This is a genomic window from Verrucomicrobiota bacterium, from assembly GCA_016871675.1.
Taxonomy (GTDB): domain Bacteria; phylum Verrucomicrobiota; class Verrucomicrobiia; order Limisphaerales; family VHCN01; genus VHCN01.
The window spans coordinates 1-17,590 of sequence record VHCN01000035.1 but is presented as its reverse complement, the minus strand read 5'-3'; the positions used below and the strand labels follow the sequence as shown (position 1 = coordinate 17,590).

At 65.0% G+C, this 17,590-nt stretch carries 14 protein-coding genes and 1 pseudogene; 9 read left to right on the top strand and 6 right to left on the bottom strand.

Features of this window, described 5'->3' with window-relative positions; translation table 11 throughout:
• Positions 1 to 818 precede the first annotated feature (818 nt).
• The 3 genes and pseudogenes from FJ386_09085 (at position 819) to FJ386_09075 (ending at position 3,584) form a co-directional block, all read left to right on the top strand.
• Positions 819 to 1,022 (top strand): annotated as a pseudogene (locus tag FJ386_09085) (type II secretion system protein).
• A 790-nt stretch (positions 1,023 to 1,812) separates the two neighbouring features.
• Positions 1,813 to 2,808 (top strand): hypothetical protein, encoded by a 996-nt coding sequence (locus tag FJ386_09080; GenBank protein ID MBM3876856.1) that lies wholly within the window; start codon positions 1,813 to 1,815, stop codon positions 2,806 to 2,808.
• Positions 2,809 to 2,960: 152 nt separating this feature from the next.
• On the top strand, positions 2,961 to 3,584 hold the full coding sequence (locus FJ386_09075) for a YceI family protein (protein ID MBM3876855.1): 624 nt from the start codon (positions 2,961 to 2,963) through the stop codon (positions 3,582 to 3,584).
• Between the two features lie 20 nt (positions 3,585 to 3,604).
• On the opposite strand, the gene FJ386_09070 is transcribed toward FJ386_09075, so the two are convergent.
• The 4 genes from FJ386_09070 to FJ386_09055 all read right to left on the bottom strand — a co-directional run bounded on the left by FJ386_09070 (position 3,605) and on the right by FJ386_09055 (position 8,625).
• Entirely contained in the window at positions 3,605 to 4,312 is a 708-nt protein-coding gene (locus FJ386_09070) for a DUF1080 domain-containing protein (protein MBM3876854.1), read from the bottom strand.
• Positions 4,313 to 4,369: 57 nt separating this feature from the next.
• The gene (locus FJ386_09065; GenBank protein MBM3876853.1) at positions 4,370 to 6,919 is read right to left on the bottom strand and encodes a hypothetical protein; all 2,550 of its coding nucleotides are present in this window, start codon (positions 6,917 to 6,919) and stop codon (positions 4,370 to 4,372) included.
• A gap of 94 nt (positions 6,920 to 7,013) precedes the next feature.
• The gene (locus tag FJ386_09060; GenBank protein ID MBM3876852.1) at positions 7,014 to 8,108 is read right to left on the bottom strand and encodes a cobalamin biosynthesis protein P47K; all 1,095 of its coding nucleotides are present in this window, start codon (positions 8,106 to 8,108) and stop codon (positions 7,014 to 7,016) included.
• Between the two features lie 40 nt (positions 8,109 to 8,148).
• Positions 8,149 to 8,625, bottom strand: a complete 477-nt coding sequence (locus FJ386_09055; protein ID MBM3876851.1) for a glycine cleavage system protein H — start codon at positions 8,623 to 8,625, stop codon at positions 8,149 to 8,151.
• A 69-nt stretch (positions 8,626 to 8,694) separates the two neighbouring features.
• Here FJ386_09055 and FJ386_09050 point away from each other — a divergent pair, with 69 nt between their 5' ends.
• Together FJ386_09050 and FJ386_09045 are read left to right on the top strand one after the other, a co-directional pair.
• Complete coding sequence (locus tag FJ386_09050; protein ID MBM3876850.1) at positions 8,695 to 9,852, top strand: cysteine desulfurase; 1,158 nt, start codon at positions 8,695 to 8,697, stop codon at positions 9,850 to 9,852.
• Between the two features lie 139 nt (positions 9,853 to 9,991).
• Entirely contained in the window at positions 9,992 to 11,122 is a 1,131-nt protein-coding gene (locus tag FJ386_09045) for a citrate synthase (protein ID MBM3876849.1), read from the top strand.
• 41 nt (positions 11,123 to 11,163) lie between these two features.
• Here the strand turns inward: FJ386_09045 and FJ386_09040 are convergent, their stop codons facing one another.
• Complete coding sequence (locus FJ386_09040) at positions 11,164 to 11,427, bottom strand: DUF4190 domain-containing protein (GenBank protein ID MBM3876848.1); 264 nt, start codon at positions 11,425 to 11,427, stop codon at positions 11,164 to 11,166.
• A 73-nt stretch (positions 11,428 to 11,500) separates the two neighbouring features.
• On the opposite strand from FJ386_09040, the gene sucC reads away from it, so the two are divergent.
• From sucC to FJ386_09020, 4 genes are all read left to right on the top strand, one after another.
• The gene (gene sucC / locus FJ386_09035) at positions 11,501 to 12,706 is read left to right on the top strand and encodes an ADP-forming succinate--CoA ligase subunit beta (protein ID MBM3876847.1); all 1,206 of its coding nucleotides are present in this window, start codon (positions 11,501 to 11,503) and stop codon (positions 12,704 to 12,706) included.
• A 23-nt stretch (positions 12,707 to 12,729) separates the two neighbouring features.
• Positions 12,730 to 13,632, top strand: coding sequence for a succinate--CoA ligase subunit alpha (sucD, locus tag FJ386_09030; protein ID MBM3876846.1), 903 nt, complete (start codon positions 12,730 to 12,732; stop codon positions 13,630 to 13,632).
• An 85-nt stretch (positions 13,633 to 13,717) separates the two neighbouring features.
• Positions 13,718 to 14,587 (top strand): prolipoprotein diacylglyceryl transferase, encoded by an 870-nt coding sequence (gene lgt, locus FJ386_09025; GenBank protein ID MBM3876845.1) that lies wholly within the window; start codon positions 13,718 to 13,720, stop codon positions 14,585 to 14,587.
• Positions 14,588 to 14,599: 12 nt separating this feature from the next.
• Complete coding sequence (locus FJ386_09020; protein ID MBM3876844.1) at positions 14,600 to 15,547, top strand: RluA family pseudouridine synthase; 948 nt, start codon at positions 14,600 to 14,602, stop codon at positions 15,545 to 15,547.
• Between the two features lie 6 nt (positions 15,548 to 15,553).
• Here the strand turns inward: FJ386_09020 and FJ386_09015 are convergent, their stop codons facing one another.
• Positions 15,554 to 16,399 carry a hypothetical protein gene (locus tag FJ386_09015; GenBank protein MBM3876843.1) on the bottom strand — a complete coding sequence of 282 codons (846 nt, stop codon included), beginning with the start codon at positions 16,397 to 16,399 and terminating at the stop codon, positions 15,554 to 15,556.
• Between the last annotated feature and the right edge of the window lie 1,191 nt (positions 16,400 to 17,590).

The window sequence follows — 17,590 nt, the reverse complement described above, 5'->3', positions numbered from 1 at the left end:
GCGACAACACGAGACCTCTGCAAAACGTGTAGCGTCGAGGCTGCGCCCCGACGGAACCTGCCAGATTCCCCGGAAAGTCCGGCCACAGGCCGGACACTGCACCGGCGCAAGATGGGTTTTGCAGAGGTCTCAACACGACTGGACTGCGGAGCAAGATTCCTCAGAAAAATAACTCTTGCCATGCGGCAGGCTCCTCAATAGCGTCGGGCTCAGAACCCAAGACCGAAGTGTCTCATGAAACACCTGTCTGCCCCTAGGTGCGCGCGCAGTTTGGCATTCGCAGCCGCAGGATTGATCCTCGCCACGGTCGGATGCCGGAAGCACGAGCCGCCGCCGCCGCCGGTGATTGCCGCGAAGCCCGTCGTCTCAAAGGAACCCGCTCCGGCTCCCGTCCAGCCGCCGGCGCCGACGATTGAGACCCCTGCCCCGACACCGGAAGTTGCGACTGCGGCCCCGAAGGCCCAACCGGTCACTTTCACAGCGCCACCACCTCCACCGATCGCGATCCAGCGGCCCGCTGGATCAGGCCGGGGCGCGTCAGCGCCGCCGCCGCCACCGCCCACGCCGGGCCAGAAGGCCCAGCCGCCGCCGGTTCCATTGATCGGGTTGAAGGAAGTCACTGAAGCCCTGAAGAACTACCATGCTGCGAACAACAAGTTGCCGGACAATCTCGAGCAGTTGATCCTGGCTGGCATGCTGCCTTACCTGCCAAACCCGCCAGCCGACATGAAGTTCGTGATCGACAAGGTGAAGATTGAAGTCCGGATGACCAAGAAATAGCGAATGGTCGTTTGCTCAAGAACCGGAACCCTTTTCATATGAAGCCAAACCCAAGTCAGCGCACCCGAGGCACCACGGCAGGATCCGTGGGATTCACCTTAATCGAACTTCTCGTTGTCATCGCGATCATCGCCATTTTGGCGGGGATGCTTCTGCCTGCCCTTGCCAAGGCCAAGAAAAAGGGCCAGGCGATTTCCTGCGTCAACAACCTGAAGCAGTGGAATGTTGCGATGGCTCTTTACGCGGGCGACATGGACGACCGGATCGTCTACGGCGCTGTGCGCCTGCCGTCGGCCGGAAACCCGAACCCGAGCGAGTGGTCGTGGGACGACTACCTCCACACCTACGTGGGCGCGCGTTACACCCAAGCCGAATACAATTCCTACTGGGTTGGGACGAACGTGCCAAAGATAATCAAGTGCCCGGCGGACAAAGAACCCCTGTCTACGTTCTATCGGAATCTAGGTGCAACCAAGCGCAGTTACGCCATGCCGATCAACAACATGGGGCGCTACATCCTGAACACGGTGAACCCGGTCAACCCGGGTGACTGGCCGCCAAGCGGGGCGAGTCGCACGGGAATTGGAATTGTCTACGACGTCAGTTACACGATAACCCCAGGGTTCAATTGGGTCGGTCCCATCAGCGCCGCGAGTGACGCCCGGCAGGCGGCGTTCCTGCTGACCACTTTCGCCGATCCGTCGAAGGTCATCTTCCTTTCCGAATCCGTTTCTCCCGACAATGCCGCCGGGGACGGTTGGTTCCTGGGTTGGGGACAAATGTGGGGACCAACCGACCATGTGAATCAAACCCTGGGTGCAGCGCCTACAAAGTTGACGAAAGACATGGCCGAGTATCACAACGGCGTTTTCCCGTATCAGTTCGTTGACGGCCACCTTGAGTCCCTGAAGCCGGAGGCAACCCAAGCACCCGGGACGACTGACCTCCGGCGGATCAACGGTTTCTGGACTCCGTCGCTTGCGGACTGAAACCCGTCCGTGCCCCGGATCAGTGACCACTTCCGGAAGCGTGATGCGCAACTCTCCAATCCGCCCGGAGAGTCGCAGGACAGGGTTCTTTCCAAGTGTCCGGTGCCCGGGTCAAGGTGACTGGTCCGGTTTGGAACATTGCGATCCTATGAGGCAGTTACTCCGCTCGGGAATGTGGCTTTGTGCGTCTGCGCTGCTGATTCAAGGGATAAGTTGCCAACGAACGCCTCCTGGAATCGCACCACTCCTGGCTCAACTTGAAAGCGCCGTGCCCGCGGAGCGAGAGAAGGGTGTCGACTCCCTTCGCAAAGCGGGGACAAACTGCCTGCCCGACCTCGTGTTGGCGCTCAGAGGATCGGGAATTGGCGCCCGGAAGCAGCCGACTCAAACCGAACTGGACAATCCGGCATCCACCAACCCGGGGATGGCACTCGTCAGCCAACGGCGAAGGGCGATCCTTGCATTCAAGCTGCTCGGTCCGATCGCAACTCCCGTGGTTCCTCAGCTCAAGGAGATGCTGGGCGAGAAGGAGACATCGATACATGCCGCCAACGCCCTGGCGGCGATCGGTCCGGAAGGAATCGCCATACTCCTCGCTCAATCGACGAACCCTGACAGGCGCGTTCACGCAAATGTGATGCAGACGCTTGGCAATCTCGGACCCGAAGCGCAATCGTGCCTGCCGATGTTGGTCTCGGGACTTCAACACACGCAGCCATCCATCCGGTCCGCCTCGGCTGTCGTTTTAGGCAGGTTGGGAAATCCGCCGGTTAAAGAGGCGACCGACGCGCTGGTGAAATCCTTGGGCGAAACTGATGGCGCCGTTCGCGAACGCATACTCATGGCGATCGGCAACCACGGCGCGGCCGCGAAGGCTGCTGCGCCAGGATTGGCAGCACTGCTCAAGGACGCCGACACGAATACCGTCAATCTGGCAGCCCATGTCCTTTGGAAAATCGATCCCGAAGCGGCCCGCCGGGCAGGCGCGGTTGACAGAATCCAAGTTACGATAGGCAAGGAGGAGCCGCCCAAACGGTAGGTTGGCAAAACCTGCAGACTTCCGAAGGCCGCGTGCGCCGGATCCGTCCAAGTCTCCACGGTGCGCCGGCCCACAATCCCATTGACGCCGCCGTTGGGCGGCAGTTGGAATGACGGCGCGCGCCGCGCGAAAACGATTCACTCCCCCCTATCATGAAGATGACGATTCTCCGACTTCTCCTCGCCGCCGCGGTTCTCGCCGCGGTTTCCACACGCGCTGCCGACAAGGCTGTTCGCTACGAAGGCCAGCCCGGCGGGAAGATCAAGATCGACGGCACCTCAAGCGTCCACGACTGGACGGTCGAAACGCAAATCATTGGCGGGTTCCTCGAGGTCGACGCGGCGTTCGACGCGGACTTCAAGGCGTTCAAGAAGCCGAAGGTCGAGGTGTCCATCCCCATCCGCTCGCTCAAGAGCGGCAAGAAGCCGATGGACACCGTGATGCAGGAAACGATGAAGATGGGCGAGCATCCGAAGATCGAATACCGCCTGATCGACATGTCGCCGCGGCCGGGCGCCGAGGCGGCCAAGGCGCAATTCGAGGCCCGCGGCGCGCTCACCGTCGCCGGCGTCACCCGGACGAACACGATGGTGGTCACCCTTCAGCACGTGGACGCCAAAACCATCAAGGTCACAGGCACGGCGGCTGTGAAGATGACGGACCACGGGATGAAACCGCCCGCGCCCGCGCTGGCGCTCGGCCTGATCAAGACGGGCGATGACGTGAAGCTCACCATCGAGTGGCTCACGGCCCGGGTCGAGGGCGAGAAGAAGTAGCGCGCGAAGGCGCTGGCAGCCTACCTGGCCGCCCGCAGTTTCACGTTGCGGAACCAGCACTCGTCGCTGTGGTCGGTGAGCAGGATGTGGCCCGCGACCTTGGTCCCAAAGTCGCCCACGTTCTTGAACTTGCTCTTCGCGATGGCGGCCTTGAGCGAGTCGCTTCCCAGTTCGTATTCGAGCACCTTGGCGCCGTTGAGCCAGTGCTCGACGCGCGAGCCTTTGACCACGACGCGTGAGGTGTTCCATTCACCGACGGCGTTGATGGGCTTGCCTTCCTTGGGCGGCAGCACGTCGTAAAGGCACGCGGTCTGGCGGTGCGGACCAACTTTGCCGTCGGGGTGGCCGTCGTCATCGAGGAGCTGGTATTCGTGGCCGATGGCCGCCTTGCGCGCCTCGGTGATGAAGTATTTGAGGCCGTTGTTTCCGTTCTTCGCGATGCGCCACTCCCACGAGACTTCGAAATCCCCCTCGACCGGCGTCGTGGTCATGATGTCGCCGCCGGGAGTCTTCGCGATTTTCTTGAGGATGCCGTCCTCGACGACCCAGCCTTTGCCGATGGTGCCGCCGGCGCGATACGTGCGCCAGCCGTCGAGTGACTTGCCGTCGAAGAGCAGCCGCCAGCCGGCCTTCTTCTCGGAGTCGGTGAGGGTGTTGTTGGCCTCAGCGGCAACCAAGACAGGTCCGGTGAGCAGCGTGAGCGCGAGGGTGGCGAAGATGGTTTTCATGGGGGCGTGGTGTTGCAGACGCGCGGCAGGCGCCGGTGGATTCAAGCTGGCCGCGCCTCAGCGGTTCAGGATTTGGAACAGGCTCGCGAAATCGTCCGTCCACAGCGGGATCTTGGACCGCGTGGAGTTGGCCGGGCTCTTTACGCTGGCGATCGACTCGTGCGCGAGCAGGTCTTTGTTGGCCGAGACGAGGACCCATGACGAGGAATAGATCCACCAGTCGTTTTCGTTGCTGTCGGAGATGAGCGCCCATTCGAGTTTGAAGTGCTCGGCGAGGTTCTGCACGACGGGCTCGAGGTCGAGGTAGCGGTTGGAGATGTGGATGGCGATCACGCCGTTGGTCTTGATGTGGCCGAGGTAGGTTTCCATCGCCTCGCGCGTGAGCAGGTGCGCGGGGATGGCGTCGCTGCTGAACGCGTCCAGCGCGAGCACGTCGAACTTTTGCGATTTGCCGTCCTTGAGTTCCGACTCCATCGAGAGGCGCGCATCGCCCATCACGAGGTTCACCTTGCCGACGCAGTTGGAGAGGTAGGTGAACCGGGTCTGCGCGATGTTGGTGACGGCGGGGTTGATGTCGTAGAAGCGGATGGTGTCGGTGGGCGCCTTCGCGTAGGTGGCGAGCGTGCCGGTGCCGAGGCCCACGACGCCGAGGTGGCGCGGCTGGTTGGTCGGGAACTGCGCCCACGCGAGCCCGACGCCGCTGTTGGAGCCGTAGTAGGAGGTGGTCCACTTGGCAAAGTCCGGATCCGTGAACTGAAACCCGTGCGTGATCTTGCCGTGCTGCAAAAGGAAATAGTGCGCGGTCGGCTCGTCCTTCCGATACTCGAAGATCGTAAGCGTGCCATAGAAATTCCGCGACCAATACACCGCGCTCTGGTCCGCCTCGCGCACCTGGATGACGAGCGACGCGATGAGGCCGACCACGCCCGCCACGAGGCACGAGCAGGCGATCTCGTGCCAGTCGCGCTTCTTGGAGAGCGTCTTGCGCCAGATGGCGATGACGAGCCAGATGGCGAACACGATCCACACGAGCCAGTGCAGGTGGTCCGTGCGGAAGGACTTCCCCTCAAACCAACCCGCGAGTTTCGTCAGACCGACTTTGGGGAGCACGTTTGGAATCTTCGGTCCGAGGAACACCACCAACCGGTCCAGCCCGAAGAGCGACGCGCCGACGAGCACGAAGCCAAGCCACTCCCAGCTCCGCGCCTCATCCGTCCGGAACGGCCGCACCCAGCGCAGCCAGGCGAGCAAACCGATCACGCAAAACGCCAGCGGCACCCACGGCATGCCCTCCCACACCTGGCTCCAGCCCGAGCCCGATTCCCGCTTCACGACGCGATACAGCATCAGCATCACCGCCCCCGCCGGCGGCACGGTGCACAAGCCCAGCACCATCCAGTCCCAGCCCGCGGCGTGGCGCGACTCGCCGGCCTCATCGCGCATGCAGCACCAGAAGAGCAGCAGCGCGCACAGCCCGAGGCCGATGTGCAGTTCGAGGAACGAGTTGAACACGCGCGGCGCGACCACGCCAACGAACAACCCGCCGAGCGCTCCGCCGAGCGAGATGAGCAGGAAATAGCGCGTGAGGAGTTTCGGGTGCGGCTTGAGCCGGTAAAGTTCGCCGTGACAGATCATGCAGGCGACGAACAGCGTCGAGGCGTAGATGAGGACTTGCAGCAGGATTTTCACGCCCACGCCCTGGAACAGCGCCCACACCAGCGACACCGCGCACAGGATGAACAGCACCGCGAAGACCGGCCGCACGTACCAGCGCGAATGGTCGAAGCAGAGGATGAACGTCACGAGATAAAGCCCGAGCGGCAGCACCCACAGGAATGGAATCACCGCGACGTCCTGGCAGAGTTTGTTCGTGATCGCCACAAGCAGCAGCGAGGCGCACGCGGGCAGCACCACCCACAGGAACTGCGTCATCCCCCCTGGACGCGGCGCTTCCGTGGCCGCGGGAGTTCCGGCGGCGCCCGGCGATCCGGCGTCCGCGGGAGCGTTCCCCGCCGCCGCTGCGCGCGCGTGGTTCCACACGAGCTTCGCGCACCAGCACGCCAGCAGCGCGAAGACGACCATGCCCGCCGACCACATCCACGCCTGGTGCCGCCGCTGGAACGCCGGCTCGAAGAAAAACGGATAGCTCACCAGCGCGAGCAACGAACCGACGTTTGAGAGCGCGTAAAGCCGATACGGGGACACGCCCGGCTTGGTCTGCCGGAACCACTCCTGCATCAGCGGCCCGGTGGTGGAGAGGATGAAGTAAGGCAACCCGAGCGTCGCCGCGAGCAACAGCAGGATGCGGCCGACCGGTTCCTCGCCGCCCGCGGGCTTCCACTGGTCGCCCGGGATGATCGGCAGCGTGGCCACCGCCGCCGCGAGCAACGCGACGTGCAGGATGACCTGGTTGCGCGGCTTGAGTTTCTGCGTGACAAAGTGCGCGTAGGCGTAGCCTCCGAGCAGCAGGAATTGGAAGAACACCATGCACGTCGTCCACACGCCGGGGCTGCCGCCGAACCACGGGAGGATGAACTTGCCGATGAGCGGCTGGACCTGGAACAGCAGGAACGCCCCGGTAAAAATCGTCAACGCGTAGGCCAGCATGGTTAACGGGCGCGCATCGTCCGCGCTTTGGTTTGGGATGGGAAGGAGATTCTGGACGGGCGTTTCGATGTCGAAAAACCGGGTTTTCCACCGGTTACTTCATCACCTCGATGCGATGCGTCGGCTGTGGTTTGCCGGGGCGAAAGTATTCGAGATGCTCGATGCGCGCGATGGGCCGCGAGCCGCCCGCGACGAGCTGGCCGACCGCGGCGGTCACCGCGTCGCGCAGCACTTCGGGCGCGGCTTCGGCGCGGAGATTCAGGATGACCTGTCCGCGTTCCAGCGGCTCGGCAAGTTCCTGCGAGAGTTCGGGCACGAAGTCATTTCGAACCAGATTGATCACCGCCGTGTCGCCGAGCCCCTCGTCGGGGCTGAGCGTCATCTTCAAGTGCGCGATCTCCGCGCCGCCCGCGGCGAGCCGGCGCTGGAGCCCGGCGGCCAGCGCGCGCAGCAGTTCGTTGCCGTCGAAGGCCGCCGGCGAACCCACCCGCACCGTGCCGTTGAGCCAGCCGAGCAGCGCTTCGCCCTCGGCGTAAACTTCGTAGTCCACCGCCATCGCCTCGCCGGCCGGCTGCCTCGATTCCGCGATGCGCGCGAACCAATCGTCCAGCCCCGCGCCCGTCCGCGCGGAGACTTCCATCACGCCCGCGCGCGGAAACGCCCGCGCCAGCGCCGCCCGCAACGCCGCCCGCTGCGCGTCGTCCAGCAAATCGCGCTTGTTGATGACGATGAGGTCGGCCTCTTCGAGTTGCTTGCGGTAGATGTAAAGCACCTTCTCGGAGAATGTGCCGCCGGCTTCGAGGCCGAACACGCGCGCGGCGCGCACCGGGTCCACGAGCACCGACAGCGGCGCGATGGTGAACTGCCCGCCATACATCCGCCGCAGCGGATACGTGACCGTCGCGACCAGGTCCGTGCAACTGCCCACCGGCTCGGCGATGAAGACATCCGGGCGCGACACCGCGGTGAGCTTGTTCGCCGCGTCCACGAGCGAATTGAAGCGGCAGCAAAAGCAGCCGCCCGGGATTTCCTCCGTGGCGAAGCCTCGCGACCGGAGCATCGCGGTGTCCACCAATTCACTGCCCTGGTCGTTCGTGATCAGCCCGACCCGCAAGCCCTGCTTCGTGAGTCGCTCGGCGAGCTTGGCGACGGCGGTGGTCTTTCCCGCGCCGAGGAAGCCGCCGAGCATGATGTAACGCGCTATTGTCATGTGCCGCACGAATCAGCCATCAGTGAACACGCTCGTCTCCCTTTTGTTTTTCGAGTATCCGGTCAATCGTCTTGTCCAGCAGTTTCACGTAGGCGCGGACGTCGAGGCACTTTGGATCGGGCGCGCCGCGCGCCTCGTAAAGCCAGCCGGCAAAATGCGGGTCCTTCGTCACGAGTGCGATCTTCTCTTTCAACACCGGATTCGCGCCGGAGAAGCTGCCGTCCACCACGCAGAACACATCGGAGATCGCCTTGAAGCCCTCGACCCAGCCGACGACCTGCCCGCAGGCCACCGCCGCGCCCGGCCCGACCTCGAAGCCGCACTCAACCATCTCCCCGAGCATGCGCGTCGCAAACCGTGTGATGCCGACCCGCCACGCGCCGTCCACCTGCCGCGCGAGCCACGCGTGCGACGGCGTGTAGAGATGCTCCACCGGCATGTGCGCGACAAATCGCGACCGCTTGTAATAATAAGTGGCGGGCTTGTCAGTCGGCATCGCGTGCGCCGAGACGAAACCAAAGAAAGGCTCGAAAAGGAAGGGGATTGGTTGTCGAATCCGCGACAGGTGACCTACTTCGACCACAACGCCACTTCGCCGCTGCATCCCGCCGCGAGACAGGCGTGGCTCGATGCGACGGAGAGGTTCATCGGCAACCCCTCCAGCCCGCACCGCGTCGGCGCGCGGGCGGATGCCGCGCTCGCCGGGGCGCGGGAAAAGCTCGCGCGAATTCTCGGCTGCGATGCGCTCGACTTGGTGTGGACCAGCGGCGCGACCGAGTCGGCGAACCTGGCGCTCCATCACTTCGCTGCCGCGTTGCCGCCCCGAGCTGAAGTCTGGCTCTCGGCCATCGAGCACCCGTGCGTGCTTGAGGCTGCGCGGCACTGGTTCAAGAACCGGCTCCTGCTAATCCCCGCCACGCGCGACGGTGTCGTGGACCTCGGGTGGCTGGACAGGAATCTCGCGAAGGCAGCGAAGCGCCCCGACGCGCTCGTCCTCATGGCGGCAAACAACGAGACGGGCGTGCTCCAACCGTGGCGCGGGGTGCTGGCACTCTGCCGCGAACGGGAGATTCCCTTCTTCTGCGACGCGACGCAGTGGGTTGGCAAACTGCCCGCCACTGGCTTGGGCGAGATTGATTTCGTCAGCGGCAGCGCCCACAAGTTTGGCGGGCCGAAAGGCGTCGGCTTCCTGAAGTGCCCTTCGAAGGGCCGCGTGCGGCCGCTGATTCATGGCGGGCCGCAGGAGGAGCGCCGCCGCGCGGGCACGGAGAATGTGCCGGGAGTGCTGGCGATGGTCGCGGCGCTGGAGGTGCGGGAGACAGCTTTGTGCGGAAGCGAGCCGTGTGATGCGACCGGTGTCCAGTCTGAAGTGCGCAGCCGGTTTGAGAGGACGTTGATCGCGAGCCTGCCCGGCGTGGAAATTGTCGGCGCGAAATCGGCTCGGCTTTGGAACACGGTGTCGGCGCTGATGCCGGACCACGACTGCCCGTCGCGCTGGGTGGTGAAGCTCGACAAGGCGGGCTTCGCCGTCTCGACCGGCTCCGCGTGCGCGAGCGGCAAGGAGGAGCCGAGCCACGTGCTCACGGCGATGGGTTTCAGCGCGGCGGACGCCGGCCGGGTGCTGCGTTTCAGCAGCGGCTGGGAAACGCCGCCGGAGGATTGGGCCGCGCTTGCGGACGCGGTTCTTGGGGTGCATCGGGCCGCGCCGCGGGATCGCCGGTAGATTCCAGCGAGGGTTTCGCGGGCGATTTGGCGTATGCTTCGACGCCGCGCATCAAACGGGAAACACGTTGACGCTCCCATGCCCCCTGCCTAAATTGCCCCGACTTTTCAGAGGGAAATACCGTAACGAAACGATTTTCATGAGCATCCCGGCGCCGGTTTCCAAGGGTCTCGAGGGCATCATCGCCGCGCACACGCGGCTTAGTGACGTGCGCGGCGACATCGGCCAGCTCATCTATTGCGGCTACGACATCAACGAACTCGCCGGCAAAGTCACCTACGAGGAAGTCGTCCACCTGCTCCATCACGGCCACCTGCCCAACGCCGCCGAATTGACCGAACTCAAGAGCGCGCTCACCGCATATCGCGAGATTCCCAAGGGCGTCATTGACATCATCAAGAAGCTCCCCAAGACCACGCCGCCGATGCACGCGTTGCGCACCGCCGTCTCCGCGCTCGGGTGCTTCGACACGACGTGCGACGACGACGACATGGATTCGCAGCGTCGCAAGGCCCGCCGCCTCATCGCGCAGGTGCCCGTCGTTACCGCCTACTTCCACCGGTCGCGGCAAAAGAAGGAGCTCATCCACCCCGACCCATCGCTTGGCGAGGCGGCCAACTTCCTCTGGATGATCAACGGCGAAAAGCCGACCAAGGACATGGAGGCAACAATGGACGTGTGCTACGTGCTGCACGCGGACCACGGCATGAACGCCTCCACCTTCAGCGCGCGCGTCACCATCGCGACGCTCAGCGACATGTATTCAGCGATCACGTCCGCGATCGGCACGCTCAAGGGGCCGCTCCACGGCGGCGCCAACGAGGGCGTCATCAAGATGCTCCAGGAAATCGGCGACGCGGACAAAGTGGACGCATGGGTCGAGGACGCGCTTGCGCAGAAGAAAAAAATCATGGGCATCGGCCACCGTGTTTACAAGGTGCTCGACCCGCGCGCGCCGCACCTCAAGCGCATGGCGCAGGTGCTCAGCTCGCAACTCGGCGAGCCCAAGTGGATCCAGATGTCCGAGCGCATCGCCGAGTTGATGCTCCAGCGCAAGAACCTCCATGCGAACGTGGATTTCTACTCCGCCACGGTCTATTACTCGCTCGGCGTTCCGACCGACCTGTTCACTCCCATTTTCGCCATCTCGCGCACGAGTGGCTGGACCGCGCACGTCCTGGAGCAACTCGCCGACAACCGCCTCATCCGCCCGCAGTCCGTTTACACCGGGCCGGTCGGCTTAAAGGTCGTGCCGAAGGACCAGCGGTGAGGTCTCCTATGCGCCGGACCAACGTGCCGCGGCGGCGCGGATCAACGCGAGGCTGCCGCGCCGAGCACACCCAGCGCCACCATCGCGATCAACGCCACCACCGCCAACACCATCAACAGTGTGGCGATCATGCCACAGATGCGCCCGGCGTTGGTCGTGCCCCGGCCGCTGGGGTCCATGGTGCCGCCATCCATTTGCTTGAGGTCGCCATTACCCATGATCCAGGCGGCAATGCCTAGGGGACCGCAAACGACCAACCCGAGGATGCCCAAGACGAGGATGAGTGTTCCGCGATGTGGTTTCATAGATTGGAAGGATTCCCGGTGACGCGCGCATCATTGAATCCCCGGAAGATTTCGCAAGCTTAAATTCATCGCCATGAACATCCACGAATACCAGGCCAAGCAACTCCTCACGCAATATGGCGTCGCCGTGCCCGACGGTGACGTCTGCAAGACGCCCGATGAGGCTTTCGCCGCCGCCCAAAAACTTGTCGCCGCCGGCCACAAGATGCTGGTTGTGAAATCCCAAATTCACGCGGGTGGACGCGGCAAAGGCACCTTCAAGAGCGGCTTCAAGGGTGGCGTGAAACTTTGCAAGACCGCCGCCGAAGCCAAGGACCTTGCCACGGCGATGCTCGGCAACGTGCTCGTCACCAAACAGACCGGTCCTGACGGCCGCCTCGTCAGCACCCTGCTCGTCGCCGCCGCGCCAAACATCAAGAAGGAGCTTTACCTCGCCGTCCTGCTCGACCGCGGCAACTCCCGTCCGCTCATCATGGCCAGCACCGAGGGCGGCGTGGACATCGAGGAAGTCGCCGAAAAGACGCCGGAGAAAATCTTCAAGGAGCACATCGATCCCGCCGTCGGCATGATGCCGTATCAGGCGCGCAAGATCGCCGCCGCGCTCCGACTCAGGGGCGACGCCTTCAACGCCGGCGTGAAGCTGCTGCCCGGCGTTTACAAGACGTGGTGGGAATGCGACGCCTCGATGGTCGAGATCAACCCGCTGTGCATCATCGCCACGCCCGACGGCAAGGAAACCGTCGTCGCCGTGGACGCGAAAATCTCGCTCGATGACAACGCGCTCTTCCGCCACAAGGACATCATGGCGATGCGCGACCTTGCCGAGGAGGCGCCGCTCGAGATCGAGGCGAGCAAGTTTCAGCTCAACTACATCAAGCTCGACGGCTCCATCGCCTGCCTCGTCAATGGCGCAGGCCTCGCGATGTCCACGATGGACATCATCCAGCACTACGGCGGCAACCCGGCGAACTTCCTCGATGTCGGCGGCGGCGCGAGCAAGGAGCAGGTCACTGCAGCCTTCAAGATCATCCTCAGCGACCCGAACGTAAAGGGCATCCTCGTGAACATCTTCGGCGGCATCATGGACTGCAACGTCATCGCCACCGGCATCGTCGCCGCGGTGAAAGAGACCGGCTTGAAACTCCCGCTCGTCGTCCGCCTCGAAGGCAACAACGTCGCCGCCGGCAAGAAGACGTTGGCCGAAAGCGGCCTCACCCTCATCACCGGCGACTCCATGGCCGACGCGGCGCAGAAGATGGTCAAGGCCGTGGCGAAGTAACGCAACCTCAACACACTTTTCCCATGGCCATCCTCGTCACTCCTCAAACCAAACTTCTTGTCCAAGGCATCACCGGCGAATTCGGTGCGCGCCACGCCAAGCTCTCCCTTGACTACGGCACCCAGCTCGTCGCCGGCGTCACGCCCGGCAAGGGCGGCCAGTGCTTCGAGCACGGCGGCGCGAAGGTACCCATCTTCGACACCGTCGCCGACGCCGTGAAGCAGACCGGCGCGACCGCAAGCGCGGTGTTCGTTCCGCCGCCTTTCGCCGCGGATGCGATCCTCGAAGGCGTGGACGCAGGGCTTGATCTCGTCGTCGCCATCACCGAGGGCATTCCCGTCAACGACATGGTGAAGGTGAAACGCGCGATGGAGGGCAACTCCAGGACCCGGCTCATCGGGCCGAACTGCCCCGGCATCGTCACGCCCGGCACGGGCAAGGATTCGCACGGCGGCTGCCGCATCGGCATCGCGCCCGGATACATCCACAAGCAGGGCAACATCGGCGTCGTGTCGCGCAGCGGCACACTCACCTACGAGGCGGTGTGGCAGCTCACCTCGCGCGGCGTCGGGCAGAGCACGTGCATCGGCATCGGCGGCGACCCGGTCAACGGCACCTCGCACCTCGACATCATCAAGCTCTTCAACGCCGACCCCGAAACGACCGGCATCATCATGATCGGCGAGATTGGCGGCAGCGCGGAGGAGGAAGCCGCCGAGTGGATCGCGAAACACGGCAAGAAGCCCGTCGCCGGGTTCATCGCGGGTGCGACGGCGCCGCCCGGACGCCGGATGGGCCACGCGGGAGCAATCATCAGCGGCGGCAAAGGAACCGCCGCCGCGAAGATCGCCGCATTCAAAGCCGCCGGCATCGGCGTCGCCGCCACCCCGAGCGAGATGGCCGACACGCTCTTGAAGTTGATGTGATGGGCTGCCGAGCCCTGCGGGGCGATTCGCCCGCTTCGATTGCGCCTTTGCGCGCCCCGGCGCGACACGGTAGTTTCGACCTCACATGCACGAGACCGCCTTCACCATCGGATCGCTCGAGATCAAGTGGTATGGCGTGCTTGTCGCGCTCGGGCTGCTCACGGGCATCTGGACCGCCACCCGCCGCGCTCCGCGCGCGGGCCTGAAGCCGGAGGACGTCGCGGACGCCACGTTCTGGATTGTGCTCGGCGGGATCGTCGGCGCGCGCGCCCTTTACGTCATCACCTACTGGCGCGAGGAGTTTGCGGGGCAGCCCTTCTGGAACGTGTTCGCGTTCCGCAGCGGCGTGGTTTTTTACGGCGGGCTCATCGGCGCGACGATTTTGGGGATCGTGCACCTGCGCCGGAAACGACTGCCCGTCTGGAGATTCGCCGACGTGCTCGCGCCCAGCGTTGCGCTCGGGCACGTTTTCGGCCGGATCGGCTGCCTGATGACGGGATGCTGTTTTGGCCGCGCGGCCGACGGGCTTTCGTGGGGCGTGAGTTTCCCAGCCGGCGCGCCCGCATCCATTCACCACGCGAGCCTCCATCTTGTCGCGCCCGGTGCCGCCTCTCTGCCCGTGCATCCGACGCAGGTGTATGAGGCGCTGCTCAACCTCGCGCTCTTCGGCGCGCTCGCGTGGCGGTTCCGCCACCGCAAGTTCGACGGGCAGGTCTTCGCGCTTTACCTCGTCGGCTACGCGCCGTTACGCGCGTTCGTGGAATTGTTCCGCGGGGATTACGCGCCGGGGAAGTTGTTCCTCGGACTCACGCCGGGTCAGCTTGTGAGCGCGGGGATTTTTCTCGCGGGTGCGATTCTGTATTGGAAGTTGCGACCCGCGCGGGCGCAACCACCGGGCGACAGCGAAGTCCCGGTGACGCCAAGACCGGCTTCGTCCACGTCGCAAAAGACCTGAGCCATCGCCCCCGTGCAGACCCCCGGACGCGCCGACAGCATCACCTTCGACCGTTCGCTCCCGGGCGAGCGGCTCGATCGTCATCTCGCCACGGTCTTTGGCGCGGTGTCGCGCGGCACGCTGCAGCGGCTTATCGAGGACGGCGACATCCTCGTCAACGGCCGCAAGGTCAAGGCCACCCATGCGCCGCGCGCCGGCGAAGTCGTGACCATCCGATGGCCCGCGACCAAGCCGGACAAGGCGCAGCCCGAGTCCATCCCGCTCGACATCCTGTTCGAGGACGAGTGTGTGCTCGTGCTGAACAAGCCGCCGGGGCTGGTGGTGCATCCTTCCGCGGGGCACGAGGAGCACACGCTCGTCAACGCGCTGCTCCACCACTGCCGCGGGCAGTTGAGCGGCATCGCGGGCGTGGCGCGGCCGGGCATCGTGCACCGGCTCGACCGCGACACCAGCGGCTGCCTCGCGGTGGCAAAGAACGACGAGACCCACCTCGCGCTCTCGACCCAGTTCGCCGTGCGGCACGTCAGGAAGATTTACCACGGCATCGTGTGCGGCGAACTCGTGAACCCCTCCGGCTGCATCGAAAAGCCCATCGCGCGGCACCCGAGCCAGCGCAAGAAGATGGCCGTGCTCGACAAGGGCCGCGAGGCACGAACGAGCTTCCGGCTGCTGCGGCACCTGCGGGAGGCGTCGTTCGTCGAGATCGAGCTGCACACGGGCCGCACGCACCAGATTCGCGTGCACTTCCAGCACATCGGCCATCCCGTGCTCGGCGATCTCGTCTATGGCCGGCGCCGCACCGAGCGCGTCACCGAACTGACCTCCTACAAGCCGCCGCGCCAGCTCCTGCACGCGCGCGCGCTTCAGTTCAAGCATCCGCGCTCGGGCAAAAGCGTCGCGTGCACCGCGCCGTGGCCGGGGGATTTTTCGGACGCGCTTGCGGCGCTGAAGGCCGGCTGACCGCGGCTACTTCGCGGGCGCGGCGACTTTCTTGAAGTCACCCGACTTCTCCGTGAAGTGGACCCGCTTGTTCATCACCAACTGCCGCGCCTCGATGCTCGCCTCGGTGAGCGTGTTGAACCACGCGCCGGATTCCAGCCGCCGCTGCTCGAACCGCATGTCGAACTTCTTGAGGCTCGCGATGATCCCGGCGACGAGATCCACGCGGTCGGTGAGCCGGACCTCGATGCGGGCGATCTCGTGCTCGGCGGCGTCAATCCACACCTTGCCCGCGACCTTGTTCAGAAACCGGTCCGCGGTTTTCCTCACCGGCAGGTCCGCGCTGCGCGGCTCGAAGGTCAGCACCCACGAATCGCGTCCGTTCACGATCTCGCGGCCCGTGGTTGCAAACGTGAATCGCTCGAGCAGCTCGGGTGAAACCGAGTAGTCGCGCTTCGAGTTCGCAGGCGACTTCCCCGCGGCCGGGTCCGGCGGCGCGGCGGCGCGCAGCTTGCGCTCGCGTTCCTCCTCGGCCTTGCGCTGCTTCGCCGTGGCGGGTTTGCCGTTCTCCGACACGAGGCGGCTGAAGAGCCGGCCATTCACGGGCACGACCTCGAACGCGCTCTCCTGCTTCTCGGTGACCTTCCCCTTGCTGTCGAGTTCCTCGGTGACGCGGACCTTCGTGAATGTGAACTGGGTCCGGTAACCCTGCGTCGAGACGAGCGCGGCGCGCGCGAGCAGGTTGGTCAGCAACTCGGCGGGCGAGGGCCGCGCGTCGTCGGGCTTTGGAGTGTCGGTCCTTGCCGCGACGAAGGGCGGGGCGAACGCGAGCGCGAGCAGCGCGCAGGAGATGCTTGAAACGCGGGCCGGCATGGGCTTGCGGCCATGGTGGCGCGGGGATTCACGAACGCAAGCCAACGCTTGCAAAGAAAAACCCGCCGGCCCGGGCCGGCGGGTTGTGAAGGGGGCGCCGCGGCTTACGGCTCCTCGATGATCTTCGCGCGCGCCTGGAAGTATTCGCGCGGTGTGATCTTGTCGGTCTTGTAGAGCTGGAGCAGTTCGGCCAGCCGCTGCTGCTTGGATTTCTTGGTGTTCGCAACGATGGCGGCGCTCGGGCTCAAGGGGGCGGCCTTCGGGCTCGCGGCAGCCGCGGCTGTTCCAGTTTTCACCGGCGGCGGCGTTCCTGCCTTCTTGGCGGCGGCGGCGGCCTCCGCTTCGCGCTTCTTATTCATGTCACGCAGCTTCGCCTCGAGTTCCTGCTTCGCCTTCGCGTCGGCGCGAGTCTTGGCCTCGGCGTCGGCCTTGGCCTTGCGCTCGGCGTCGGCCGCGGCGCGCTTGTCGGCGTCGGCTTTCACTTTCGCTGCGGCCTCGGCTTTCTTCTTGGCCTCTTCCTCGGCCTTGCGGGCCTTCGCGGCATCGGCGAGTTGCTGCGCCTGAAGGCGCTCCTCGGCACGGCGGATGTCGTCGGCCTTTGCCTTCGAAGTGTCCACCGTCGGTTTGACGGGCGGCGGCGTGGGGGTCTTGGTCGTCATGGCCGGCGGCGTCGTGGTCTTCACGGGCGGCGGTGTGACGGCCTTGGTCGGCGGGGTGGCCTTGGCTGCGGCGATGGCTGCGGCGCGGGCCTCGGCCTCGAGCTTGGCCCGGGCTTCGCGCTCGGCCTTTTCGCGGAGTTGCTTTTCGGCCTCGGCGCGGACCTTGTCGCGCATCAACTGCTCTTCAAGGGCCTTGGCCTTTGCCTTCGCCTCGGCGACACGGGCCATCTCGGCGCGCTGCTTCTCCTCGGCTTCCTTGTTCATGCGCGCATCGGCTGCTTTGCGGGCCTCGGCCTCGGTCTTGACGCGAAGCGCTTCGGCGGCCTTGGCCTGGGCGGCGGCCTTCTTGGCGGCTTCGTCGAGAGCCTTTTTGTCGGCCTCGAGCTTGGCGCGAAGTTCGCGCTCGGTCTGCGCGGTGGCGCGGGCTTCCGCGGCGGACTTGCTTTTTGCAGCCATCTCGGCGTCGGCCTTGGCTTTGCGCTCGGCATCGACTTTGGCCTTCGCGGCAAGTGCAGCGTCGGCCTTCGCCTTG